The sequence below is a fragment of the Kovacikia sp. CALU 1929 genome, assembly GCF_056784235.1.
Genome location: NZ_JBXBCF010000099.1, coordinates 153118 through 177772, shown reverse-complemented (window position 1 = coordinate 177772; position 24655 = coordinate 153118). Strand labels below are relative to the sequence as shown.

The window sequence follows — 24655 nt, the reverse complement described above, 5'->3', positions numbered from 1 at the left end:
TTACTCCGGTAAACCAACCAATTCTCCGTTGCCTGAAATCACTTCACCAATGGCATAAGCTGAAATATTTTGGGATGCAAAATGTTGAATCGTTTTAGTCATCTGATCCGGTGAAGTCAAAACAACTAATCCAATGCCCATATTGAAAGTATTAAACATCGCAGAAAGGCTGACATCTCCTGCCCGTGCCAGCCAGTCAAAAATGGGTAATACTGTCCAGGAACCAGGGTTAATTTTGACTGCCTGACCTGCCCCCAAGCAGCGAGGTAAATTTTCCGGTAGTCCTCCGCCAGTGATATGTGCCATGCCATGAATTTCAAACCCTTGCCGCAGGGCAGCCAGAACCGGCTTGACATAAATTTGGGTCGGAGTCAGCAACACCTCACCCAGGCTTTTCCCCGCCAAACTTTCGGGGCGATCGCCCCAGTCAAAGCCGCGATCGCTGACAATCTTGCGCACCAAACTAAAACCATTGCTGTGAACCCCCTGGCTGGCTAAACCGATGGCAATATCCCCCACCCGGACCTGAGAGCCGTCCAGCAGTTTGCTTTTTTCCACAATCCCAACACAAAACCCCGCTAGGTCGTACTCTCCCGGCTGGTAAAACCCAGGCATCTCAGCCGTTTCCCCACCAAGTAGGGCGCACCCTGACAGACAGCAACCCTCTGCTACGCCTGCGACGACTTGCTCCAACTGGTCAGGGTTGAGCTGTCCAGTGGCTAGATAATCCAGAAAAAACAGCGGCTCTGCACCAGAAGTCAACACATCATTGACACACATCGCCACCAGGTCTATGCCAACCGTACTATGGCGATCAAGAGTCTGTGCCAATTTTAGCTTCGTCCCAACTCCGTCTGTTCCCGATACCAAAACAGGTTCCTGGTATCCCACCGGAAGTTGAAATAGTCCGCTGAAACCACCTAACCCTCCCAAAACCTCTGGTCGGGTTGTACTGTTTACCCGTTGGCGAATCCGGTCTACAAATGCTCGACCCGCCTCTACATCCACTCCCGCTTCGCGGTAATCCATGCGCCAACCTGTTTTTTGTTAAAAATTTCGCCTTTATCCATGCAGGTTGTATTTTAACTGGCACAGGGGTAAGGCAGCGAAGAGAAGCCTGGGATGAACCACGATCGCAGGGAAAACAATCTCTGCGGAGGACGAGCTGTCAGCAAACCCCTATAAAAGGTGTGAAGTTTCTATAAAGTTTCTATAAAGCATCCGGAATGAAAAAAGAGGTTGTAAGCGCTCTCTAATAAGCTTTTGACCTCATTCTGCTTTTGTGAAGCTTTTATGAAGTTCATGGGGGGTTTGCAAGATCCCTGATCCCCAATGCAAAAACTTCGTGATAGTCTGTTGCAGTTCTAAATTTTTGGAGTGAACACGTAACGAGTATGAGTTAGCGAATATGCCAGCCAATTGAGTGTCACATTCGGTTTTCGCTGCTATCTCGCAACAGGTGCCCTTCTCACATGAGTGTATGAATCAAAAACTTCTGAGCGGTCTCACTGCTACCCTGTTGATTTCAACCCTTGGTACTCCTCTCCCTGGATCTGCCAATTCATCTGAAACATCCGACGCAGTAGACCTCGGCTCTAGCAAGAGCCTCAAAGTAGCCGCCAATCAACCTTCTATCCCTATCCTCGATTTAACGAGCGAGGTAGTGAAGTTGGGAGAGCAACCGTCTCAACCAACCCTTGAAGTGAATGAAGCCGCGATCGCTAAAGTTCATGCCCATGAACTGTCAGGGCGCAAAGCCGCCACTCTCTATGTTCGCAATATTCCGGTTTTGACCATCCTCAGTTCTGACAAGCCTGCCACAGAGCAAGTCAAACTGGGAACCCAACTGCCCAGTGAAGTCAAACTGGGAACGCAGGAAAAGTCCATCGACGCTTCCACCCATTCCCAAGCGTTGTCAGAAGCAACCCCGGCAGCCCCCCAAACTTCGACGGCATCTGCTTCTGCCCAGAGGGATGAATTTCTTAGCAAAACCGATGGCAATCAAAACGATCCGGTTTGGCGGGCATCCGAAATTGCCGCTAAATTAAACCAACTCGACCGTGATGGGGTTGATGCTAAAACGATTACCGTCAGTTGGGAAGCCAAAGCCAGTGGCTCAGGGTATGTGATTAAGGCGAGTGATCAACTGCTAGCAGTGATGGACTCTAACACCATTCTGCCTGATACAACTCGTAGTCTGGAGACGGATGCGCTCCAGGCAACCAACCGCCTGCGCCGTCTTTTAGGCAATGCGGATCCCCTCTCTGAGGTTACTGGCAAGCCCCGCCGTCAAACAGATGTCTCAGTCGGTCCCTTCCGAATTGCCCTGAATGGCATGGCATCCTGGTATGGTCCCGGCTTCCACGGGAACCAGAGTGCCAGTGGCGAGGTTTTCAATGAGCACAAGATGACGGCTGCCCACCGAAGTTTGCCCTTTGGGACCCAGGTGCGTGTGACCAATATGGATAATGGTCTTTCCGTTGTCGTCCGGATCAACGATCGCGGTCCTTTTCATGGCAATCGAATTATCGACCTGTCTACCGCTGCGGCCAGGATGTTGGGCTTAATTCAGACCGGGGTTGCCCCCGTTCGGCTTGATGTTCTTACTCCTCAATCTGTGGCGGAGAATTAGCTAAAGGATGGAGGATGAAAGCTAAAGGCTAAAAAAACCTTTTCATCCTTCATCCTTTCCACAGTCCTCTCAGTGCACTGCTCTCCTCCACGCCCTTACCCTGGATCAGTACGCCAAAGTTGCCCAAACCCATTGGGTTGACCATCTGGTGAAGAGCATCCCGGCGGTGAAGAATTTCAACAATTGTTTTCGGATCATGGGTTTCTGATTGACTCAGGGCAGCGATGCGATCGCCCAATCCCAATGCCATCAGAAACATTCCCTGTTTAGTAAAACCGAGGGTTTGCAACCCCCATTGTTCTCCCTGGCGTTCGAGCGCCGTAAAGTCTACGTGGGCAGTGATGTCTTGATGCCCAACGTAGAGGTAAGGATTGGAATGGTGAGTATGACGGTAGTAACACTGCAAAGTGCCCTGGGATCGCATGGGATTGTAGTAGCGATCGCTGGTATATCCATAGTCAATCGTTAAAACGTAGCCATGCTGGAGTTTACCCGCTACTGTGCGAACCCACTCCAAAGCCGCTAAATTGACTTCTGTGCGGTATCCGTCAGGGTAGACATCGGATAACAGGTCAATCCCCACTTGTTTGAAGTACTCCTCTAGCTGTGGTGTAGATAAATCCCCAACCACTTCCACAAATAGTTGGTTTTCGCGATCGTCTTGTTGAGTGGTGACATAGACTTCTCGCAGTTGCCCAGACTCCTTGATCACCTGATGAACCGGCAGAGCATCCACTAATTCATTGGAAAAGAAACAGCCAGTAACCGATTCAGCGGCAAGGTCTTCAAATCCACACCAGCGCAAGCGGCGACCCATGGCGGCAAAGGGAGTTAGCCGCCGCTGCTGTGCTGCAATTAAGGCGGCTGCCCGCTCAATAATGAGATACTCCAGCGACTCAAAAAATTTAGAATAGTTTCGCTGTAAATAGCTCAAAACATCCGCTGCTAATAGTCCCTGTCCGGCTCCCATCTCAACCAGGGTAAAGGGGGTTGGTTGCCCCATTTCCTGCCACATCTGAACAAACTGCTCAGCCAGCATTTCGCCAAAATCTACACCCAGGTGGGGAGAGGTAAAAAAATCCCCCTGGCTCCCAATCTGGGTTGCATTACTAGCGTAGTAACCGTGTAGCGGATGGTATAACGCCAGATCCATAAATTGGGCAAAAGGAATTCTAAAATACGAACTCTCGGCAATCTGTCGAGCGATCAGGTTACCGAGAGTTGAGTTGTTTTTGTTTTTTTCCACTTGTGCCGCCATATCCACCACCAGTAGCGGCTTCCATTGTGACACAGAGCAGAAATCCGACAGGACGAACATTAAAGATGTTTGACGATGCTCTTGCTTTAAATGCAAATGGCATCTATAACTATTCAGTTGTTTCAACACTACACTCCGCACACACCAATAACACTATTCGGCTTTGGCGTACTCGCCTTGCCCAACGTCAAATGTAATTGCGAATTTAGCGTGGGGTTGCGTTTGTTTAAGAACCCGGAGGTACGCCTCTGCATCGTTGCGGCGGCGGAACCGGAGGACGGCTAGTTGACTCAGATTAGGTAATAGCTTGTGAACGACCCAGGGATTGAGTTGTTGTTGGTAATTCATGTTCCAATGGTGAATGGCTAATGGTTTCCTGCTGCCAGGGATCAGTCTGAGGAGACTAGATAGAACTGGGTAGAAATTGAGTAGAAATCGTCCGGTAGATCTTGAGAACGCTATATCTAGTTCCAACCTTGCAGCGTACCTACTATAGATAGCGGTTAACGATCTAAACTGCAAATCTTTTTACATAAAGTTAACTATCGAAAATGTCTATCCAACTCAGGGTCACCCAAAATACCGTTTTCAAGCTGACCAGAGAGCAAGCATCCCGCTTACCTGCTGGGGAAAAGGTTGATGTTGCCGCAGGTCGAGTGTTTGATATTCATTCCTGGAAAGTTATTGATCAAACCCATATCCGCGTAGCTTTGCTCAGGGATTTGTTGGGAGACCCACCCCGCAATACCTGGTGTGTCTTTACTCCCCATGCTCAACTGATTAAGCCTCCCAGCATCCGGGTGACTCAAAACACGGTCTTTAAGCAGTCCACCGCAGACTCTTCTCAATTACCAGCACAGGATAGGGTGGCGATCGCTGGTGGTCGGGTGTTCAATCTCCAGTCGTGGGGAAATGCCAGTAACAATCACCTCAAACTTGCCATCCTGTGGGACACGCTGGGCACCCCAGCCCGTAACACCTGGTTTGCCTACGCCCCCCATATTCAGTTCATTAACCAGCAACCGCAGGTGGTTCCCATTCCGCAACCCTCGACGGGGACAGGCGGATTGCCGACAACCGTGCGTCTAAACGTACCCCATAAAAGCCAGCTTGATAATGCGCTCAACCCCAGCGGGGCTTGTAACGTGACCTCGTTTGCAATGGTGATGGCTTATTTGGGCATCCGGGGTAGTGGAGTGGGGCAACTAGAGGATGAACTGTATCAGTATATGGAAAATAATGGCTTGAGCCGTTGGGACCCCTACGACCTCGCCACTATGTCTCGCAACTATGGGTTGGTCAATAACTTCACAGAGCGGGGTAGCCTGTTCGACATTCGGAAGGCGATCGCAGAAGGTCGCCCCTGCGTCATTCATGGCTACTTTACTGACTTCGGCCACATTGTCGTTGTGCGTGGTTATGACCAGTATGGGTTCTTTGTCAACGACCCCTATGGCGAGTGGACTTCCTCTGGTTACCGCAATGACCTTTCTGGAGCGAATCTCCACTACTCCAACTGGCTAATCCAGTCAAAATGTTCACCTGAAGGCGACGATTACATCTGGCTGCATCGGTTGGCTAGAAGGTAGGGGAAGGAGCGAAGAGTTGAGAGTTAGGAGTTTTGAGTTGAAGATATTTGTTTCTTCGCTTTTCACTGCCAATGCTTAACTCTTCAATCCTCCCTGACGTTCATCTTCGCTCTGCTCATTAGCTACAGAATCCCGTCGGTGCTAAAGAGGTGTAGAAACGAGGGGTTTTTGCAGTGGGTTTAGCTAAAGGTTGGAGATGGTTGCCACTGAGGGCATAGAGTTGGGTGGTTGGTTGGGTCGGGCAGCAGAGCGGATCATCGGGAGCATGGGTGACCATATCGACCCGGACGCGGGTGCGGTTGATGGTAATCGACTGAACTTCGACCCGATCGCCCAGCAACAGGGATGTCTGATTCTGAGGGTTCTCGCCCACATTCTCAACGGTAGATAGGTAAACAAACGTCCCATCTCCACCTGCGTTCACCGTGAGCAAGGTCGCTGCGTCTTCTTTGCCATCCCGGTTTAAATCTCCAAAGGCGATCGCACCGGATTTGTTCACTAAGGCAACCCTCAGCTTTTTACTGGCATGTTCATAAACACCATTCTCAAGCTGAAAGGTGGCAAAGTGAGGCAACTGGTAACGGGTATTTTTCAATTTCTTGGTTTTCTGACACCAGGATTGCTTGCCGGGACTCCACCCTGAAAAAGCGGTGCAGTTATACCAGGGTTTCGTCAGCGTTGAGGATGATGTTTGGGCAATCACCTCAAGCACGGTTTCAACCGCTGAAGATGGCTCGGCATAACTGATGCCATAGTCGCTGAGACCTATTATGCCTAAACAGGCACCCAGAGTCAGTAAGGCTATTTCGCGTCTCATCTTAAACTCCTCTCACCGAATCTTGCGATTCATCCACCTTTGACGTGACGAAATTTCGTGGAAATCTTTCCCGAAAACCAGATTTTTTTTCAGGGTATGGGTATGGGGAGGACAGGTTATGAGATGTGGGGGACAGAAGATCCGTTTAGAGTGAAGATTGAAACCATAAATACCTCCCACTCAACCCTCAGAACTCAAAACTCTCAACTCAAACTCTCAACTCAAACTCTCAACTCAAAACTCTCAACTCAAAACTACTTATACCCCCCACCCTGATCATGAGCCAACCTATTATCGGAGTCATGGGACCCGGTGAAGGCGCAACTAATCAAGAGATGCAGGCAGCTTACCAGCTTGGTAGGCTGATTGCTGAAGCTGGTTGGATTTTGCTGACCGGGGGACGCAACAGCGGAGTTATGGATGCCGCTAGTCGGGGAGCCAAAAGTGCTGGTGGGTTGACAGTGGGAATTTTGCCATCGAGCGATCGCCGCTATCTCTCGGAAGCCGTAGACATCCCCATCCTGACGGGTATGGGCAGTGCCCGCAATCACATCAACGTGCTGTCCAGTCAGGTCATGATTGCCTGTGGTATGGGTGCCGGAACCGCTTCAGAAGTGGCGTTGGCGCTGAAAGCGGACAAGCCTGTGATTTTACTAAGTCCCAGTGCAGAAACCCAGGCATTTTTTCAAAGTTTGGGAAAGGGACAGGTATATGAGGTGGAAGAAGTGGCAGCGGCGATCGCCCTTACCCATCAATTTCTCTCAATCTCAAAATAAGGCGTTGTTGAATCTGGAAATGAAAAAGGTGCTGGATGCTTGAAACTTCGTTTCAATTCATCCAGCTTTTCAGCAACGCCCAAAATAACGACTCAAATAGTGGCAGCAGATAACCTCAAACTCAATCCAGCACCCTCCGCTAGTGTCTCAGCGACCGCTCCAACCTGCCCGCACCACAAACTGTACTGGGGAAGGTCAACCGTCAGAATGACAAACATCCGGCACCTAACAACCAACCACGCCCCCACCCTGTGGGAATGCTAACGGGGAACATCCTTCACGGCTTGCCACCTACCACCTGACCCGCGATTTCTTCCGAGTGTTCAGTCGCCCATGTTTGGCGATCAGTAACGATTTGGGCGAGATGGGATTCAATGGTCTCCCCAGTTAGCAAAACGCCAAAATCGTCGGGTACTGGTTCACCTTCATAGATAAAAAGCCGATTCAACACTAAATCCCCAACTTCTTTTCGGTAGTGGGAGCTATCCCAAAAATGGGTCATGCGATCGCTGACTGGCTCCGTTGTAATGCAGTTATAACCAGAAAAATCCCACACAGGGGTGATTTTCACCACTTCCCGCTTCCAGGCTTCAAACTCTGACCAAAAACCAGCCTTGCGTAATGCTTCCCACTGCATCGCATGGGCTGGGGAAATAAACACTTTTAAGTCAATATTTCTAGCTTGGCACATTTCAACCAGCGCTCGTAGATCGGCTAAAAAGGCTTGAGAAAGCTGAAACCGTTTATAGTATCCTTCCGTATTCAAATATTCAGAAATGCTAGTCTCAAACCGAACCCGCATTGGCTCTTTGACCTCGCCACCGTAAACAAAACGCATTCCATCAGAGGTATAGAGATAGGAAGCATTGGATTGAAAGCTTGATTCAACGGTTTCTAAACTTGCGTTCAGAGCATCGGTTGAAAGTAGCATTTTCAGTAAATCCTCTGGTCGCATGAAGCGCTGTTCTAATCGGCTTTCATCAAAATCGACCGAGTTAGTTTTGTATTGATTGAACATAAAAAAATCGAGGCCCAACACTACCTGTTTCAAGTCAGGTTGATTTGCCAACGCATGTTCAAAATAGCGCTTGACCTCATACATATTTGGTCCGACTAATCCCAGGTTATAGGCGGGTTGAGTATTGGCAAAAGCAGGATGTTCCGGATCAAGCCCCCAATCCGTTCTTGATGAGCCTAACAGAATAGTTTTAGGCTGTTGCTCAATCACATCAATGGCTTTGAATAGACGAACATTCGCAAACTTTCTGGGCTTTAAATCGTTCAAGCGCTTAACTTTAGGAGCATTCATAACGCCATAGGGATCAATGGCTGCATTTACCAGCCCAAATCCTGATACTCCCACCAGAGCAACCGTCAGTAATAAAAGGTTATAGCGCTGATACTTTTTCATCGTACTTTTGTCCCTAAAACTGGAAGTATAAAAATTCGGAAACACGGTTTAGCGAAATTAGACACAGAATGGTGACACTACCAAGAGCGATCGCCCACTGCCAGGATGGTTGAAAGCGCTGCATGATTTGCTGAGTGTTAGGTAATGCAACAACGATCGCCAAAAGTAATGCTAATTTGACGATAGCTTGCTGGTAATTGAGCGGTAAATGAGGAAACTCAGTAAACCCTACTCCCCATTGACTAAATGCTGGAAAAATCCTTTGAAAACCGCCAAGTAAAGTAACACCATTCATTCCCAACATTGCTTTGTACAACGCCAAAGCCTCGATCCAATTGGTGGCTCTAAACACAACCCAGCTAAAAATAACTGCAATAAAAGTCAGCAACCAGGCGATAGCAATCGGTAGCTTCAATCCCATTTTTTCCCAGCCGTGGTTTACTGCCAAAAAACATCCATGTAAGCCACCCCAAATCACGTAAGTCCAGCCTGCACCATGCCACAATCCCCCCAGAAGCATAGTAATAATTAAGTTCATATATCGGCGCAAGGCTCCCTTCCGATTTCCACCCAAAGGAATGTACAAATAATCCCGCAAAAAGTTCGATAGGGTGATGTGCCAGCGTCGCCAGAAATCGACAATTGACGTAGCTTTATAGGGAGAATCAAAGTTAACGGGCAGGCGAATATTGAAAATCAAACCTAAGCCGATCGCCATATCTGAATAACCAGAAAAGTCAAAGTAGAGTTGAAGAGTATAGGCGATCGCACCAAACCATGCTTCTACTAAATTGACATCATTCGCATGATTAAATACCTCTGCCACCCAGGGAGCGAGGGGATCAGCCAGTAAAACTTTTTTAGCTAAACCTAAGATAAATAGGGTCAGACCAAAGGCAACATTTCGGTGAGAAAAAACAAAATTCTTTAGTTTTTGGAACTCTGGAATTACTTCGTTGTGGCGTAGGATAGGACCTGCGATTAGTTGGGGGAAAAAGACAATGAATAATGTATAAGTCAGAAAATTATAATTACTTTCAGTGGAGCTGCGATAGGCATCAACTAGATAGGCAATTTGAGTAAAACTATAAAAGGAGATACCAAGAGGTAAAATAATTTCGGGAGTTGACAAAGTTGTTTGAAAAATTTGGTTGAGAGAATCAATGACAAATTCGAAGTATTTGTAATAGCCTAAAATAGCTAAATTAAAACTAATCCCTAGCCACAACATTACCTGAGAGCTTTTACTACCAGATTTTGCAGCGCTTAAATAGCCACCAAAGCAGAAATTTCCAATAATTGAAATGACCAGCAACGGTACATAGGCAGGATTCCAGTACCCATAAAAAATGAGCGAACTAAGGGTTAACCAATAGGTGGCAAGTTTAAGCAGTCGAAATCGTACTAACCCAAAGAAGATAAGTGCCGTAATGGGTAAAAAACAAAAGATAAATTCATAAGAGTTGAACAGCAAAGGGATTTTACTCCTTTCATCTAATAGAATGAACGGAATCAAAATGATTCAATGATGATGAGTGAGCATGGTGGAAACGATCACCATACCGCAGGTAGATTGACTAGCCGCTAATATCAACTTTGCAAGCAGTCAATCCCAAAATGGAAAAACTACTTACAGGCGGAAATTTAGATATCCTGACCTACTCCGCACTGCTACTCTCGTCCGTTTGGAAAAAAGGGTTGCCGAACTGATGCCGCAGTCCACTAACTCAGCTATTCTCTTGGACAAAAAATGCGGGATGGCTTCTACTCAGGGTGGAGTCTGTTCCTCAAAAACATTTGAAGCGAAAATGTTTTGAGGAACAGATTTTATTGCAATGAAAATTATCTTCTTCAACCGCGATCGCTGAATGCCTGTCAGGGGAGGCGAAATCGAAAGGTTTAACCTGAACATGGTGGTAAATCCCTGAGATCTAGTAGGGCTATCACGCCATCGGCTGGCAGTTAATACTCAAGATAATTACTTACCGCTCAAACGTTCTTAACTGTCAGTATCACGTTTGGACCATAAAAAGCCAGTCATAAAAATCGGCTTACCCAAAGCTTTGCAGAACATTCAGTAAGTTTACACTCGCTTAACAAAAAGACTTCCCTAACTTCCAGCGAAGGGGCAATCTAAAAAACGAGTTCATTCAGCTAGTTGGGTGTCGTGATGAGAGCTTCCCAGGGATGTCATTCTATAGATTGCTTAGGTGGTGCTGAATAGCAGTATGAATTGAAAGTCTTCAATTCATACAACGCTCAATTCATACCCAAAATCAGCAACGCCTCAGACTATGACAATGTAGGGCGAATTAATCGCGGATGCTTTCCCCGCTCGAACCAATGCCTGGTAAATCATGGCAGACACCTCTCCCCGGGTCGCATCTCGTATAGGGTTAATCTGACGCACATCGGGGTAACTCACGACCAGTCGCTGCTGAGTTGCGGTTGCAACTGAATTACGGGTGTTCTGAGGGATATTGTCCCGATCTGTAAAAACATTCAACACAGCGAGATCGGCGGCAGGTAGGGCGAGTCCACTGACTAGCGAGAGTAAGGTATGCAGCTTCAGAACATTTTGATTGGGCTGGAAGGTGCCATCTGGAAAGCCCGAAATGAAGCCCCCCCGGTACGCCTGGTCGATCGCCGCCTTTGCCCAGAAGTTAGCCGGAACATCTGAAAAGGTGATGGCTGCCCGTTTAGCGGGTGGGTCGAAGGCTTTAGCAATGATGGCGGCATACTGTGCCCGGTTGATGCTGGCATCCGGTCGGAAGGTGCCATCCTCAAACCCGCGAATCAGATTTTGGTTGGCAAGCCCCAAAATAAAGTTGGCTGCCCAGTGCCCCTGAATGTCCGTAAAGGTAGGGGCGGACGTATCCACAGACACAATGTAGGGGGAGGCGATGGCGGGTGCCCGGTTTTGCACCACCAGAGCTTGATAAATCAACGCAACGACCTCACCCCGCTTAATGTCGCGCATCGGTTCCAACAGCCGCACATTGGGATGATTGACCACCATCCGCCGCTGGGTTGCCGTTGCAATTTTATCGGTGGCATAGCTGGGAATCTGGGCGCGATCGCCGTAGAAGGTCAGGGCATCCAACACGCCACCCGTTAAACCCAGACCGTTCACTAATGCCACCATTGACTGCACTTTGGTCAAATTTTGGTTGGGGCGAAAGGTGCCATCTGGAAATCCTGCAAGAAAGCCCATCTGGGTTGCCTTCTGAATTGCCCCAGCCGCCCAAAAATTACTGGCAACATCGGAAAAATTAGTGGCAGGCTGCTTTGCCGGTAGGTCAAAAGCCTGCGCAAGAATGGCGGCATACTGGGCACGGGTGAGTGGCTCTTCCGGTCGGAAGGTGTTGTCTTCAAACCCGCGAATGTATCCTCGACTGACTAACCCCTGGATGAATCCAGATGCCCAGTGCCCTTGAGTATCGGTAAACCCAGAAGGCGGCGTTGGGCTGGGAGTAGGGGTAGGGGTAGGAACTGGGGTCGGCGTCGGCGTCGGAACCGGGGTGGGAATTGGTGGTGGCACCTCGCTGGCAACAAAATCGACGGCACCCTGCACCCGCAGGGGATTGAGTTGATTGCCCACGGACAGAAGGGTAGAAGAGGTGGCGTTTTGCAAGTCAAACTCAGTGTTATCCCGTAAGATATTGCCACCGGGATCCTGACTCTTACCCAGGTCGGGGAATGCTCTTTCAGCCACTACCAGCCCAACCTCGGCATTTTTCTCAATCAAATTTGCCCTTAAAACTGGTCTACAGTCCCGGTTCAGAACTATCCCAGAGCGGTTTTCAACAATCCGATTTTCGACCAGCAACGGTGCAGAATGATCGCTGATAGCAAATCCAAACCCCGTCTTTTGGCAAACATTCCGTCGCCATTCCCCTTTGGCATTTCGGACAATGGTAAATCCAGTGGAAGCATTTTGAATGGCAACATTATCCAGTACGGCAGGACTGGCACTACCTGTCGCAAAAACCCCTTCCCGTTTGTTGTTGATAAAGGTATTGTTGGCGATCGCTGGATTGGTCGATTCGACCCACACGGCGGTTCCGCGAATCTCTGGATTAGTGACCGTGACCCCTCGCAGTTGGGAATTGTTTTCCATCCGAAACGTCACATTCTGGCTGGCAAAAGTGGGACTGAGAAAAGCACCACTACCCGTCACCACAATGCCACTACCCTTACTGGCTTCATTACCCAGGACGGTTACTCCACTGGCAACCACCAGGGGAAATTTCTCTCCCGTAGCTGCGTTGTAGGTTCCCAGAGAAAGCTGAATCGTTGTCCCAGCCCTGGCTTGCTGAAGGGCACGGGCGATCGTCTTGAACGGAGCCGCCTGAGTTCCGCTGCCACTATCATTACCAGAGGCGGGATTGACATAGAGGATAGTCGAAGTTGATTGCACCATGATGAGTTGAGGAAGAGAGAGGGGTTGAGAGTTGAGAGTTGAAAGTTGAAAGTTGGGAGTTGAGAGTTGAGAATTGAAAGTTGAAAGGTGAGAGTTTTGGGTTGCTAACTCATTGCTACTGACCACCGACCACCGACCAATAACGTAAAATCCCGATGTTGATTATTGCCTCCAATTGGGAAAATAGCGATCGCCTGTTGCATTCGTTGACAATTCAGATGTCAGGGGATAGGGGCAGGGGTTAGAATCTCTCATCGTTTTCATTAACCATTACTCTCCTTAACTCTTAACTCTCAATTCTTAACTCAAAACTTCCAACTCACTCCGCCCCTCCGCCCCTCTCCCCTACAATGGTGTAAATGTAAAGCTTCAGAAAAACAATGCTGAATCTTGTCCTGGTGGCGAACGGAATGATCGGGCTGGTTTGTTTGTTTATCGCATGGAAGCTTTGGAAGCTCAAATGTTATCTGGCTCACGCTGCGGACACGTTAATTTCTGCTGAACACAATGTTCATCGGGTACTGCATCCCGCTCCTCGTTATATTGTGATGGGACAATTGGGTACGTCGCATCTGCGGCAGAATCTCGCAGGCTTGGAACCTCAGATCCAGCGGATTCAGCAGTTAATGAGCCTTTTGAGTCTGGGGCGGCTCGTTTGGCAGCAATACTTGCCATTTGCTCCACGCCCTAAACCTGGTAGAAGACGCTTCAAGAAACGATGAGATGGGCACAGATTCTACTGGAAATTGAAAAATTGGTGGTGTTGCTGAATAGAACATTGCGGCAGAATGGTGAGGTAGAGTTAGATGGTGTAAATGTCCAGGACAGCATAACTCCGGGGTTAGGATTTTAAATTGAGCAGGCTTGACGTTGTTTGTAAAGGATAAGACCGGAAGATGTCGAACAATCGTTCTGGAGCATTTATTGGGGGTTTGATTGTAGGGGCTGCATTTGGCGCGGTGGCTGGTATTTTGGCGGCTCCCCGTGCCGGTCGAGAAACCCGGCAGTTGCTGAGGAAGTCTGCCGATGCCCTGCCGGAACTGGCAGAAGACCTATCAAGCAGTGTTCAGCTTCAGGCTGATCGGTTTTCCGAATCCGCACTCCGCAATTGGGATAGCACGTTGATTCGGTTACGGGAAGCGATCGCCGCTGGCATTGAAGCCACTCAGCGAGAACGTGAGGTGCTAGAGTCAACGGAAGTGCAAGTGACTGCTCAGGTTGATCAGCCTGTTCACGATAATTTGGTGTAGGCATTCAAGATTTAGCGCTTGAATTTATTGAAATTTTAGACATCTGCTGTGACCGATCCCCTCTTCTGGCTAGTTTTGTCACTTTTGTTTGTCACTGCCAGTTTGACCATTGTGCTGGCAGTGGCAATTCCAACGTTGAGGGAACTGTCCCGCGCTGCTCGCAGTGCCGAAAAACTGTTTGATACTTTGCGACGGGAGTTTCCTCCTACGCTGGAGGCAATCCGGCTGACTGGATTGGAAATCAGTGAGCTAACGGATGATGTCAGTGAAGGGGTGCAGAGTGCTGGCAACGTGGTGAAGCAGGTCGATGACAGTCTCAGCAGTGTGCGGAAGCAGGCTCAAAAAGTGCAATCGGGAACTCGCAGTGTGATGCTGGGAGTCAAGGTGGCATGGCGGACGTTTATGCGATCGCAAAAACCTGAGCGGCAGCGGCGATCGATGGACCGACTGCCGCCCCCCCGACCAGAATTTGACCTGGGTAATAATCCTCCCATTGCAGACAATTTTTCAACCCCAACTCAGCCAGAAAACTTTCCTGTGTCTACCGAAACCCATCCAAATCTTCAGCATTTTCCCGATGAAGAATTTGACGGTGAAGGGTTTGATGATGAAGAGTTTGGTGACGAAGAGTTTACTACCGAAGAATTCCCGACCAGCAACCGTTCCCAGAGTCGATCCTTTAATTCATAAGATAGATAGATAGATGCTCGTTACCAAGCTCCAGCTTGGTAATGTTGGACTGGAAGCTCCAGCTTCCGATGGCATCCGGGAAGCCCTGGCTCTCTATCGAGGGGTTACTAAGCCGGAGCTTAGCAACCAGGAGAATGCTGCTAAGGGATGTGCCCCAAAATAAAGCACCCGCTAGACAAGCTGCTCCACGATGGATTCCCGCCTGCGCGGGAATGACGTTGGGACTTTATTAATTTGCGAGTCCCTAACCCGACGAGTCGGGGAATTGCCTGAGTCCGTGCGATCGCAAATGGATGCACTATCTATTGTTCCATTGGAAGCGTTAGGAGAAGCGTTGCTGGATTTCTCTGATCTGTCTGATTTAGGGGGTTGGTTAGCAGGGCAGGGACAGTAGGTAAAGCTCTCCAAAATTGAGGCTTCCGGGTTTAGACCTCGGAGGTTTTGGAAACCTCCGAGGTCTGTCGTGGCGAGTTTGGGAATCTTAAGAGAACCATTGCCGCCAAGCTGTTTCCATGCCACGTCGAGATCTCACCTTCCAGCCAGAGCATTACTACCATCTCTACAATCGTGGTAATGACCGCAAGCCCATCTTCCTTGAACGGGAAAACTACCTGCATTTTCTGCGCCTGGTACGACGACATTTAATTGAACAAGCCCTTGATGTGCTGACCTATTGCCTGATGCCAAATCATTACCATTTGTTAGTGCGTTGCAAAACAGATGCCGTATCTGAAGCGATGCAGCGGTTATCAATGGCTTATACAAAAGCAATGAATCGCCGATACAACCGGGTAGGGTGTCTATTTCAAGGGCAATTTCAGGCGATCGCGGTGGCTGGAGACGAGTATCTGTACCATCTGGCAAGGTATATTCACCTCAACCCGGTGAAAGCTGGCATGGTGACTCATCCTAAGGAATGGGAATTTTCCAGTTATTTGGAATACGCTGGATTGCGATCGGGCACTTTGCCCAGACTGGATGTTTTACAGCAGCAATTTGGGTCGGAAGCAGAGTATCAGGCGTTTTTGAGTCCTGAGGCTGGTGATCTGGTTCGAATCAGGAAGGATTTTGCGACGACTCTGACTGCGCTCATGCTGGATGAGTAAACTGTGGGGTTTAGACCTCGGAGGTTTTTGAAAACCTCCGAGGTCTGTTGAGTGAACTGGTTTGACCCTCAATTTGCTGGTGTGCGATTTGGGGTTAGACTGCCAGGCTTAGACCTCCGAGGTTTTTGTAAACCTCGGAGGTCTGGGGTGGAAGCCACAGGGGCGTGGTGCCAGGTAACGAATGGCTGAAAGGGTGGAAAATCGTGTAAGAACAGGGTTATTACAAATCTTTGGAAACGTCTAGAACTGCGGTATGTTACAGTTCACAAGTCTCTGCGTGAGAGAAGAGAACCGCACCACTTTCCCTCCACCTCCTATCCCGTGGCGGCGGTGGCGCCTCAGCCCACGGCTGAGCGCCGGAAACTCTCCGGGAGGAGATAAATCAAGGTTGAAAGTGAGGTCATCGTAGACCAACCATGAGCCGTCCTTGTGCCAGCCGACGCGATCGCCAAATTTCTCCCACTGGTCATTGTATTCCATTGGGCTACCGCATTCCTGCCAGATGCGCTTCTGCACACTGAAGCCCCATTTGCTGTTGCTGTACCTGACCCACAGAGCATCAATCGTCCTTAAATCCGCACAGGGAAGCGTTTTCAACTCCTCTGGACGAATCCAGTCACCCTGCTTTCTGCCAACAGCTTCCAGTATTCGCAGGTAGGTTTCCTGATCTGCCCCCTTCCAGTCCTGTGCCTTCAGCAGGTCGCGCAGGCGGGTATAGTCAATTCCCTTTTCGGATTTGAGGTCGTCCTGGGTGGGGGGAGGAGAGGGGTGGATGGGTGAGGGGGTGGATGGGTGCTGGGGAGGTGGAGAGGGAGCCATAGCCTTGGGTTCAGAAGGTTTCCTCTCTTCGGGTTGGGCGGGTGATGTCAGGTTTACCCGATAGGTTGCCAAAACGGGGGCAATGTCTTCATCCCGCAGTTTCAAGACCCGCTGAAAATACTGCAAATCATCCTGACTGGTTCCACTTAATTGGGAGTCATCCTCCAGGGTTTCCTTGACCGCCTGTTCAAACTCATTCAACTTATCCCAAAACACCCGGTAGGGCTGCAACACCTCGTTTGCAATGGTTTCAGCCATCTGGGGAGACAATCCCAACTCCTGCCAGCGGAATTTCAGCGCCCGCTGGTCAATCGGTGAGAGTTTGCCCCGCTTCTGTTTGGCGCGTTCATCCAGTTCCTTGCGATAGACCAGTTTGGGGTCGCCCTGGGGAGCGCGGGCAATCAAAATCTTGTAGCCTTCCTTCACCGCATAGATTTCGGGCTGCATGGTGGGTGCGGCTTCCTGCACCTTCTCCCTGGCGTATTCGTGTAATTCGTCTACGGTGATCTGCCCATCATTGTCGCGATCGGCGGCTCCCGTTTCTAATCCCTGCACCAGATAGCGGGTGTAAATGCTGCTGCCTTCTTTTTCGTAGGACACCTGGGTTGCTGTGGAAGAGGTCAACACTGCCCGCCCTTCGCCGCCAAGTTGAGTTTTTACATCGATCGCTTCATCTGCGACTTTTGCCCTCATGTCGTTGGCAAATGCCCCACTAAAGCAGCAGTCGAGAATCAACACCTGCCGTTTAGACCGACTGCGACTCATGTACCCTTGCAGAGCAGTGGCAGGAACCGCTGTACTGGTACGAATCTGTCCCTGGGAATTCTTTTCGGTAATGCAGGTAGCGAAGTAAAGGGTGCCATTGTCATCTCTGACTCCATGCCCGGAAAAGTAAAGCAAAATCAGGTCATCGCGGCTCCGGTTCTCAGTGAAAAGGATTTCGATCGCCGATTCCATCTGGGTGCGATCGGGATTGGGTAACACCTGAACCTGATCAAATCCCCCAATACCAGAGCTTTGCAAGACACACTGCATTCTCTGGATGTCTTCCTGGGTTCCAGGTAAACCAGACAACCCCTCTCCGTAATCACTCACCCCAATCAGCAGTGCAATCTTTGCCATCAACCCTTACTGGTTTCACTTTTTACTACTCTAACCGTCAGATGCGAAATTTTCTCTAACGCCTGCAATTGCTGTTCTAGTTCCTCTGAAGTGCGATATTCCAGCTTCACATCCCCATATTCAATTCTCAGGGTTGCCCCTACAATCCGGGTTTTGAGCCAGCCCAGCACTGCCAGGAGATTTTTTACATTCACCTCCGCCTTCAGAATACCCAGATCAACGCCCGCTTCTCCCGCCTTACTCCCCTCTGGTACATCGGTCGATCGCGCCAGGGATGCCTCCTCTGCCAGTCCATCTTTCAGGTCAGTTACCAGGTGTTGAGAGTATGCCTCCAGTTCTTCCGGTTCCAGATCCAGTCCGGCTTCGTTCAGGTCAATAAAGAGATCAAGGGTTGCTGCCATTGGAATATTTCTTCAAAGGAAAGTTCTCCAAAATTCTAATCCCGATTGGGCGATCTCCTAGGCTTAGACCTCGGAGGTTTTCCAAAACCTCCGAGGTCTGGGAACCCCGCTTCAACCGGATTTAACGAAGCTTGCTGGCAAAGTTAGCCGGGTCTTGATCGCGTCGGTGCTTAATCGGAATCGGAGAACCCTGTCCCTCACCCACTAAAGCTGCCGTTTTCTCCAAAGCTTCTCTCAGCCGCTTGGCAGCATAGATCGACATGTCGCGGGGGACACTGATGCGATCGCGCAGATACCGCAGGGCTGGGTCTGAGCCAGTTGGGGGTGTACACGCTTCACCCGTCATCATCAAAGTGAGGGCACACCGCAACGCCTGATCAAACAACGGGGCATCCGCAGGATTGACTCGAATAATATTGGTACGGTGCTGTATCACCCGGTAGAGGGCTTCCTGCCGAGAATTTTCCGGCTCCGGGTAAGTCGCATCGGGCAAACCAAACCAGGGTCCGTTATCCACTCGATGCTTATTTAAGAGCATTTGCGGCTCACCATTTTCCCAGCAGCCTCCCATCTGAGGTGGCAAATCATGCACATGGGTATGGAAGTCGCTCTGAGTACCGCGATAGGTCGGTCGGCTTTCCATTGCCTCAAACCAGGCAGCGAAACGAGGATTATCCTCCCGCAAGGAGTAGCCTTTGTAGTAGTACAGACTGGCATTCATGCGCTCCACATAGGGCGTAAAAATCACATCAGTCGTGCCAAATTCCTCCAGGAAATAGGGACCAGGGGTACTCGCCAGGGCAGCCTCGACCTGATTCACCACTTCGATAAATTGCTGTCGGTTACGTTGTTCTTGCCGGGGTAACGTGGGTGGATAGCAAAGCCAGCTACACCAGGCTCTAAATAGAAGCCGCTCCAATCGTCGCAGGGGAATGACCAGCGGATCGGTCATTCCCTGTGCCAACGGACCAAAAACCTGCTCTAGAGCGATCAAAATATCATCACTTTCTGTAATCAGCCGTCCGTCCAGTTCGATCGCCGGTAACATCCCCGATGGCACCTTGCGTTTGTACCAGCTTTCCTTCTCCCCATAACAAAACATCGTTACTTTCTCGATGCGGTAAGGAATTTGTTTTTCCTCAAGCCAGAGCCAGATCTTCTGGCAGTAAGGGCACCAGGCATGGTTGTCTCGGTACAGCGTAACGCGCACTTCAGACTCACTCTGCCCAAATAACCGTAACCGAGCTTGAGCGTTAGTCGGTCCATTGACCGGATCAATCTGAAAATCCGTAAGAGCTTCGAGTTCTGTCCAGCTTAGGGGGGCAATGGTCATGCGGGCATGGGTCCTGAATGATCTCAACGTCTCTAAAAGCCTATCCGAAAAGCCGTAAACTGCTAGACCTGGTACTAGACCCAGGAAGTTTTCGGATAGGCTTTAAAGTTAACTTACTCTACCCACCCCCCAGGCACAGGACTGGAAGAATCGTCTAGGATCGGGGGAGGAAAACGACTCTGTTCCTGTACCTTCGAGCCGAATCCATGTCTGAACTGCCCTTCAACCTGAAAAATACTTCCCACTCCGGTGAATTAAATGGTGAATTAGATCAGGAGCTAGATGAGACAATTTCCGGGTTTGAAAATATTCAGGCGGAACTGAATTATCGTCAGGCACAGAGCGCCCTACGAGATCTGGTAGAGAATTTGGATCTGTCTCCCCAGGAGCGCCGGGGCTTGGAGCCAGAAATTGGTGGGCTGGAGTCGATGCTGGACAAGCTTGATCGCCAAGTGGTTCACATTGCGGTGTTTGGGATGGTAGGGCGGGGTAAGTCATCCCTGCTGAATGCGCTCCTGGGTGATCAAGTATTTGAGACGGGACCGATTCACGGTGTCACCCGCGTTTGCCAGAGTGCGAATTGGAACATTACCCAGGAAACGGTGGAGGGGAGCGATCGCCCTCTGTTGCGGGTGGTTTTGCCCAGCATTGGCAATTCCCATATTGAACTGATTGATACTCCCGGTATTGATGAAGTCGATGGAGAGGCGCGGGAAGCACTGGCACGCCAGATTGCCAAACAGGCAGACCTGATCCTGTTCCTGGTCGCGGGTGACATGACCAAGGTGGAATATCAGGCATTGTCTGAACTGCGAGAAGCCAGTAAGCCCATCCTGCTGGTGTTTAACAAAATTGACCAGTACCCCGATGCCGATCGCATCGCCATTTATGAACAGATTCGGGACCAGCGGGTGCGGGAACTGCTGTCACCGGAGGAAATTGTCATGGCAGCGGCTTCTCCCCTGGTGGCAAGGGCAGTGCGCCGTGCTGATGGCACAATGGCGGCTCAGTTGAGCGTGGGAAAACCCCAAATCACTGACTTGAAACTGAAGATTCTGGAGATTCTACATCGGGAAGGGAAATCCCTGGTGGCGCTCAACTCCATGCTGTATGCCGATGAAGCCAATGAGCGGTTAGTCGAGCGCAAGATGGAAATCCGCGACCAGAGCGCCAACCGTATCATCTGGAATGGGGTGATGACGAAGGCAGTGGCGATCGCCCTCAATCCCGTTACGGTGGTCGATATCCTCAGTAGCGCAGTGATTGATATTGCCATGATCCTCTCCCTGTCAAAACTCTATGGAATTCCCATGAACCAGCAGGGAGCCGTTAGTCTGCTGCAAAAAATTGCCATTTCGATGGGTGGTATCACTGCCAGCGAACTGGTGGCAAATCTGGGCTTAAGTTCGCTGAAAACACTATTAGGACTCTCTGCCCCCGCTACGGGAGGGGTTTCCCTCGCTGCCTATGCCTCGGTTGCCCTGACCCAGGCAGGCGTGGCAGGGGTTTCCTCCTACGGGATTGGACAGGTGACCAAAGCCTACCTGGCAAATGGCGCATCCTGGGGACCGGATGGACCCAAAGCGATCGTGACCCGCATCCTGGCATCTCTGGATGAAGCCTCGATCCTGAACCGAATCAAAGACGAATTACGGGCAAAGGTCGATCTGAATCGCCGTTCAGTAAAATAAAGTGCTTTAAATCAATAAAGTACTATGGGGTTTACTAATTCCTTTGCTGAAAAATTGCTCGCTTCAGCGGCTCACCTGTTTGAACTGCTCGATCGTTTCCATCAAGGGCACGTCCTGGTAGTGGGCGATCTGGGGCTGGATGAGTTTCTCACCGGGCAGGTCGAGCGGATTTCGCGGGAGGCTCCCGTCCTGATCATTCGCCACGACAAAACGGAGCAGGTGCCGGGGGGCGGTGCCAATGCCGTTTACAACTTTGCTTGCCTGGGGGCACAGGTCAAAGCGGTGGGTCTGGTGGGCAAGGATGAACAGGGACGGGCACTGCGCCATATTTTCATGGCAGCGGGGGTTGATACGGCTGGAATTTTGGAGGATGGCGATCGCCCCACCGTCACTAAAACCCGCATCTCCGGACACTCCCGCCAGTCTGTCACCCAACAGATTGTCCGCATAGACCGCAAATCGGATGACCTGCCCAGCCTGGAACTGCAAACCCAACTGGCAGAGTACATTACTCAACACCGGGAACAGGTCGATGCGATCGTCTGTTCTGACTATGGAGATGGCACCCTTACTCCCCCTGTGATTGAGGCTGCTCTCGCCCACCCCTGCGCGATCGTAGACAGCCAGAAGTCGATTAAGCGTTACGTCGGGGCAACCATTTTTACCCCCAACCTGCCCGAAGCAGAACTAGCAGTCGGTTACCCCCTGAGTAAGCTCTCCGAAGATGCTGTGGATGAAGTAACCATCCGCCAAGCCGGGAACGATCTGCTGAAAATGACCCAGGCAAAACAAATTCTGATTACCCTTGGCAATAACGGCATGAGCCTGTTTGACCAGGATGGCAGCGAGGAACACATCCCTGCCTTCAATCGCACCGATGTATTTGATGTCACCGGAGCCGGGGATACGGTAGTTGCGGCATTGACTCTGGGACTGACGGCAGGCGCTACTCCCTGGGAAGCTGCGGTCTTAGGCAACCTGGCAGCTAGCATCGTCGTGCGCCAGTTTGGCACCACCACCACCACTCCAGCGGAGATGAAAGCCGCCCTTCAAGACTTGCTGAATGAGCTTTGAGTGCTGGCTGAAGCCTGACCAGGTATGCTGGATAGCCTATTCTCAGCAGATTGCAAAACAGGTGTACGAAAATCCAAGGCATTTATCCATCCTGCTAAAGAAGGTGACGCGATGTGTAACCTGGTAGCCCAGATCCCCGGCACCTTGTTGATCTCCATAAATTGGTTAAAGTAAATTCGGCAGATGCCAGGGATCTGGGGATTGTCGCAGACGATGTTAATAGCCATCCTGGAATTGAGGCAAAGGATCAGATTGTTGAATTTACCCTATGAAATCTATTTCCAGCAGGCAGGAACTTTGTAGATTGCTGGACGACGGTAGGCACTCCTTCAGTTTTGTGATTACCATGTGATCGAAGAGTTTTGGGTTATTCGGGCAAATTCATGTTTGGGGTTTCCCCTGTATTTAGTGTTTGTGCGTCCGGTGATTCCTGGCTCTGGGCTGCCTGGAATAGTCTTAATGATGCCCATGCCTTTCGAGACAAACCCGAAAAGCAGTTATCCATTGACTGCTTATTCTTTGCGGAAGCCCCATCAAAAGAAGCTGCAATTAAAACAGCCCATTCATTGTTAGGTACACACATTACACAGATTGGTAGTGAGTGGGCAGCAGAAGTTTGCAAAGTACTTGAAAAGCAGTCAAAGATTGATTCTCCTATTGATGCAGATCAACATGAGGTGGTCACGGGTGAGCTTCAGAAATGCCTTGATCGGCTTTATGCTTTTACTGGATTGAGTACGGTCAAATCGACTGTTGAAGAACTAGTTAACGTTACAAAAGTAGCTCAAATGCAGGTACAGGCAGGCATAAAAGCCCCTTCCATCACCAGGCATTTAGTGTTCACAGGAAATCCTGGAACGGGCAAGACAACGGTAGCTAGAATTTTAGGCGAAATTTATAATCATCTTGGAGTCTTATCTCAAGGACATTTTGTTGAAGCCGACCGAACCAATTTAGTTGGAGAATATTTAGGACAAACAGCACCCAAAACAGCAAAGGTAGTTGAATCTGCTCTAGGGGGTGTACTTTTTATTGATGAAGCTTACTCCCTTGTTCCCGATGGACGTGGAGATATATTTGGGCAGGAAGCCATTAATACCCTCTTGAAGATGATGGAGGATCACCGGGAGGATTTAGTCGTTATTGTTGCTGGATATAAAGCTGAAATGTCTCGTTTTGTTGGCTCCAATCCCGGACTAAAATCCAGATTTTCAAGGTCAATTCATTTTGAAGATTATTCTGCTAACGAGTTAACTGAAATTTTCAAGGTCAGATGTGAACAGCATGGTTATCTAATTTCGGAAAAAACTTTGAATGCAGTACAACAGTTATTAAAGCAATTTGAGGATCAAATTGGAGAACTTGGAAATGGTAGATTTGTGAGGAATATCTTTGATCGCTGTGTCGCTATTCAATGTAACCGCTTAGCGGCATTAACTAAACCATCAAAGGAAGATCTAAAAACTTTTCTACCTGGTGATGTTCCAAGTCGTGAGCAACTAGAACAATATCTTCTTTAAATCCACATTCCAGTCAGCTTAGATCTTATAGACCGTGAGCACTACCGCTTGAATTGACTTAGAAATTTATAGATTTTCTGGTTTTGATAAGATTTGTCAGAATATCTTCTACCGTTACAAAAATTATGAAAAAAGCTCAGATTCTAGAAGCAATCAGGCAGATGCCGAATGCGGAACGATTGGAAGTTATTGAACTTGCCTTGCAATTGGTACGCAAAGACATGGAGAAACCCGAAAAACTCAGCTTAAGGGAGGCGGCTGAAGCCATGCGCCCCTACTATGCAGAAGGCAGCGATCTGACTGGGTTTGTTGATACTTGTGGTGAGGACTTCTACGAACACCACGACTATGCGTAGAGGTCAGATCTGGCTTTATAGTGCCGATCCCACTATTGGGGATGAAATCAGCAAGACCCGTCCTTGTGTGATCGTCAGCAATGACGAAATTGGGATTCTTCGGTTAAAGGTCGTTGTACCCGTTACAGGCTGGAATGATGCATTTGCCCTAGTTCCCTGGATGGTCAGGCTTGAACCCACACCGGAAAATGGGTTGAGCAAGTTGTCAACCGCTGATGCATTTCAAGTGCGTTCCGTTTCACAGCAAAGGCTGATTAAGCAAGTGGGAACTCTGGATACTGAGACGATGCGAGAAATCAGCCAGGCTTTGGTAGTTGTTCTGAATATTAACAGTTGAGCTAGACGAGCTATAGACCGGTAGGAAGGTTACCCACCCTACCGGTCGCA

Annotated in this window: 25 protein-coding genes; 15 read left to right on the top strand and 10 right to left on the bottom strand. The window is 49.5% G+C overall.

What is annotated here, in order from left to right:
- Entirely contained in the window at positions 1–1029 is a 1029-nt protein-coding gene (gene purM / locus AC1S52_RS28525) for a phosphoribosylformylglycinamidine cyclo-ligase (RefSeq protein ID WP_482032437.1), read from the bottom strand.
- Positions 1030–1480: 451 nt separating this feature from the next.
- On the opposite strand from purM, the gene AC1S52_RS28520 reads away from it, so the two are divergent.
- Positions 1481–2632 (top strand): septal ring lytic transglycosylase RlpA family protein, encoded by a 1152-nt coding sequence (locus tag AC1S52_RS28520; RefSeq protein WP_482032436.1) that lies wholly within the window; start codon positions 1481–1483, stop codon positions 2630–2632.
- Between the two features lie 49 nt (positions 2633–2681).
- Here the strand turns inward: AC1S52_RS28520 and AC1S52_RS28515 are convergent, their stop codons facing one another.
- Entirely contained in the window at positions 2682–3923 is a 1242-nt protein-coding gene (locus AC1S52_RS28515; protein WP_482032435.1) for a class I SAM-dependent methyltransferase, read from the bottom strand.
- Positions 3924–4043: 120 nt separating this feature from the next.
- Complete coding sequence (locus AC1S52_RS28510; RefSeq protein ID WP_482032434.1) at positions 4044–4238, bottom strand: hypothetical protein; 195 nt, start codon at positions 4236–4238, stop codon at positions 4044–4046.
- A gap of 203 nt (positions 4239–4441) precedes the next feature.
- Here AC1S52_RS28510 and AC1S52_RS28505 point away from each other — a divergent pair, with 203 nt between their 5' ends.
- Positions 4442–5479: a C39 family peptidase gene (locus tag AC1S52_RS28505; protein ID WP_482032433.1), complete on the top strand. Its 1038-nt coding sequence runs from the start codon at positions 4442–4444 to the stop codon at positions 5477–5479.
- Positions 5480–5597: 118 nt separating this feature from the next.
- Here AC1S52_RS28505 and AC1S52_RS28500 read toward each other — a convergent pair whose 3' ends face one another.
- Entirely contained in the window at positions 5598–6296 is a 699-nt protein-coding gene (locus tag AC1S52_RS28500) for a hypothetical protein (protein WP_482032432.1), read from the bottom strand.
- A 278-nt stretch (positions 6297–6574) separates the two neighbouring features.
- Between AC1S52_RS28500 and AC1S52_RS28495 the strand changes: the two genes are divergently transcribed.
- Positions 6575–7072 carry a TIGR00725 family protein gene (locus tag AC1S52_RS28495; protein ID WP_482032431.1) on the top strand — a complete coding sequence of 166 codons (498 nt, stop codon included), beginning with the start codon at positions 6575–6577 and terminating at the stop codon, positions 7070–7072.
- A 277-nt stretch (positions 7073–7349) separates the two neighbouring features.
- On the opposite strand, the gene AC1S52_RS28490 is transcribed toward AC1S52_RS28495, so the two are convergent.
- From AC1S52_RS28490 to AC1S52_RS28480, 3 genes are all read right to left on the bottom strand, one after another.
- Positions 7350–8483, bottom strand: coding sequence for a hypothetical protein (locus tag AC1S52_RS28490; protein WP_482032430.1), 1134 nt, complete (start codon positions 8481–8483; stop codon positions 7350–7352).
- Positions 8484–8496: 13 nt separating this feature from the next.
- Positions 8497–9957 carry an MBOAT family O-acyltransferase gene (locus tag AC1S52_RS28485; protein ID WP_482032429.1) on the bottom strand — a complete coding sequence of 487 codons (1461 nt, stop codon included), beginning with the start codon at positions 9955–9957 and terminating at the stop codon, positions 8497–8499.
- A gap of 813 nt (positions 9958–10770) precedes the next feature.
- Positions 10771–12906 (bottom strand): DUF1565 domain-containing protein, encoded by a 2136-nt coding sequence (locus AC1S52_RS28480; protein WP_482032428.1) that lies wholly within the window; start codon positions 12904–12906, stop codon positions 10771–10773.
- A 380-nt stretch (positions 12907–13286) separates the two neighbouring features.
- Between AC1S52_RS28480 and AC1S52_RS28475 the strand changes: the two genes are divergently transcribed.
- The 7 genes from AC1S52_RS28475 (at position 13287) to AC1S52_RS28445 (ending at position 15952) form a co-directional block, all read left to right on the top strand.
- Complete coding sequence (locus AC1S52_RS28475) at positions 13287–13628, top strand: hypothetical protein (RefSeq protein ID WP_482032427.1); 342 nt, start codon at positions 13287–13289, stop codon at positions 13626–13628.
- The gene (locus tag AC1S52_RS28470) at positions 13625–13759 is read left to right on the top strand and encodes a hypothetical protein (RefSeq protein ID WP_482032426.1); all 135 of its coding nucleotides are present in this window, start codon (positions 13625–13627) and stop codon (positions 13757–13759) included. The genes AC1S52_RS28475 and AC1S52_RS28470 overlap by 4 nt, the downstream gene beginning before the upstream one ends.
- A gap of 43 nt (positions 13760–13802) precedes the next feature.
- Positions 13803–14156, top strand: a complete 354-nt coding sequence (locus AC1S52_RS28465) for a YtxH domain-containing protein (protein ID WP_482032425.1) — start codon at positions 13803–13805, stop codon at positions 14154–14156.
- Between the two features lie 48 nt (positions 14157–14204).
- Complete coding sequence (locus tag AC1S52_RS28460; protein ID WP_482032424.1) at positions 14205–14846, top strand: hypothetical protein; 642 nt, start codon at positions 14205–14207, stop codon at positions 14844–14846.
- 13 nt (positions 14847–14859) lie between these two features.
- Entirely contained in the window at positions 14860–15009 is a 150-nt protein-coding gene (locus AC1S52_RS28455; RefSeq protein ID WP_482032423.1) for a hypothetical protein, read from the top strand.
- A gap of 27 nt (positions 15010–15036) precedes the next feature.
- Positions 15037–15240: a DUF4351 domain-containing protein gene (locus tag AC1S52_RS28450; RefSeq protein ID WP_482032422.1), complete on the top strand. Its 204-nt coding sequence runs from the start codon at positions 15037–15039 to the stop codon at positions 15238–15240.
- A 118-nt stretch (positions 15241–15358) separates the two neighbouring features.
- The gene (locus tag AC1S52_RS28445) at positions 15359–15952 is read left to right on the top strand and encodes a transposase (RefSeq protein ID WP_482032421.1); all 594 of its coding nucleotides are present in this window, start codon (positions 15359–15361) and stop codon (positions 15950–15952) included.
- 240 nt (positions 15953–16192) lie between these two features.
- Here AC1S52_RS28445 and AC1S52_RS28440 read toward each other — a convergent pair whose 3' ends face one another.
- The 3 genes from AC1S52_RS28440 to AC1S52_RS28430 form a co-directional block, all read right to left on the bottom strand.
- Positions 16193–17893 (bottom strand): caspase, EACC1-associated type, encoded by a 1701-nt coding sequence (locus AC1S52_RS28440; protein WP_482032420.1) that lies wholly within the window; start codon positions 17891–17893, stop codon positions 16193–16195.
- A complete protein-coding gene (locus AC1S52_RS28435; RefSeq protein WP_482032419.1) occupies positions 17893–18294 on the bottom strand; it encodes a hypothetical protein in 402 nt (133 codons plus the stop codon). The genes AC1S52_RS28440 and AC1S52_RS28435 overlap by 1 nt, the downstream gene beginning before the upstream one ends.
- A gap of 121 nt (positions 18295–18415) precedes the next feature.
- Positions 18416–19627, bottom strand: coding sequence for a glutathione S-transferase family protein (locus tag AC1S52_RS28430; protein WP_482032418.1), 1212 nt, complete (start codon positions 19625–19627; stop codon positions 18416–18418).
- Positions 19628–19833: 206 nt separating this feature from the next.
- Between AC1S52_RS28430 and AC1S52_RS28425 the strand changes: the two genes are divergently transcribed.
- The 5 genes from AC1S52_RS28425 to AC1S52_RS28405 all read left to right on the top strand — a co-directional run bounded on the left by AC1S52_RS28425 (position 19834) and on the right by AC1S52_RS28405 (position 24605).
- Positions 19834–21318, top strand: a complete 1485-nt coding sequence (locus AC1S52_RS28425; protein ID WP_482032417.1) for a GTP-binding protein — start codon at positions 19834–19836, stop codon at positions 21316–21318.
- Between the two features lie 24 nt (positions 21319–21342).
- Positions 21343–22392: a bifunctional heptose 7-phosphate kinase/heptose 1-phosphate adenyltransferase gene (locus AC1S52_RS28420; protein WP_482032416.1), complete on the top strand. Its 1050-nt coding sequence runs from the start codon at positions 21343–21345 to the stop codon at positions 22390–22392.
- 383 nt (positions 22393–22775) lie between these two features.
- Entirely contained in the window at positions 22776–23912 is a 1137-nt protein-coding gene (locus AC1S52_RS28415) for an AAA family ATPase (RefSeq protein WP_482032415.1), read from the top strand.
- Positions 23913–24037: 125 nt separating this feature from the next.
- On the top strand, positions 24038–24268 hold the full coding sequence (locus AC1S52_RS28410; RefSeq protein WP_482032414.1) for a hypothetical protein: 231 nt from the start codon (positions 24038–24040) through the stop codon (positions 24266–24268).
- The gene (locus AC1S52_RS28405) at positions 24261–24605 is read left to right on the top strand and encodes a type II toxin-antitoxin system PemK/MazF family toxin (RefSeq protein ID WP_482032413.1); all 345 of its coding nucleotides are present in this window, start codon (positions 24261–24263) and stop codon (positions 24603–24605) included. The genes AC1S52_RS28410 and AC1S52_RS28405 overlap by 8 nt, the downstream gene beginning before the upstream one ends.
- The last annotated feature ends 50 nt before the right edge of the window (positions 24606–24655 follow it).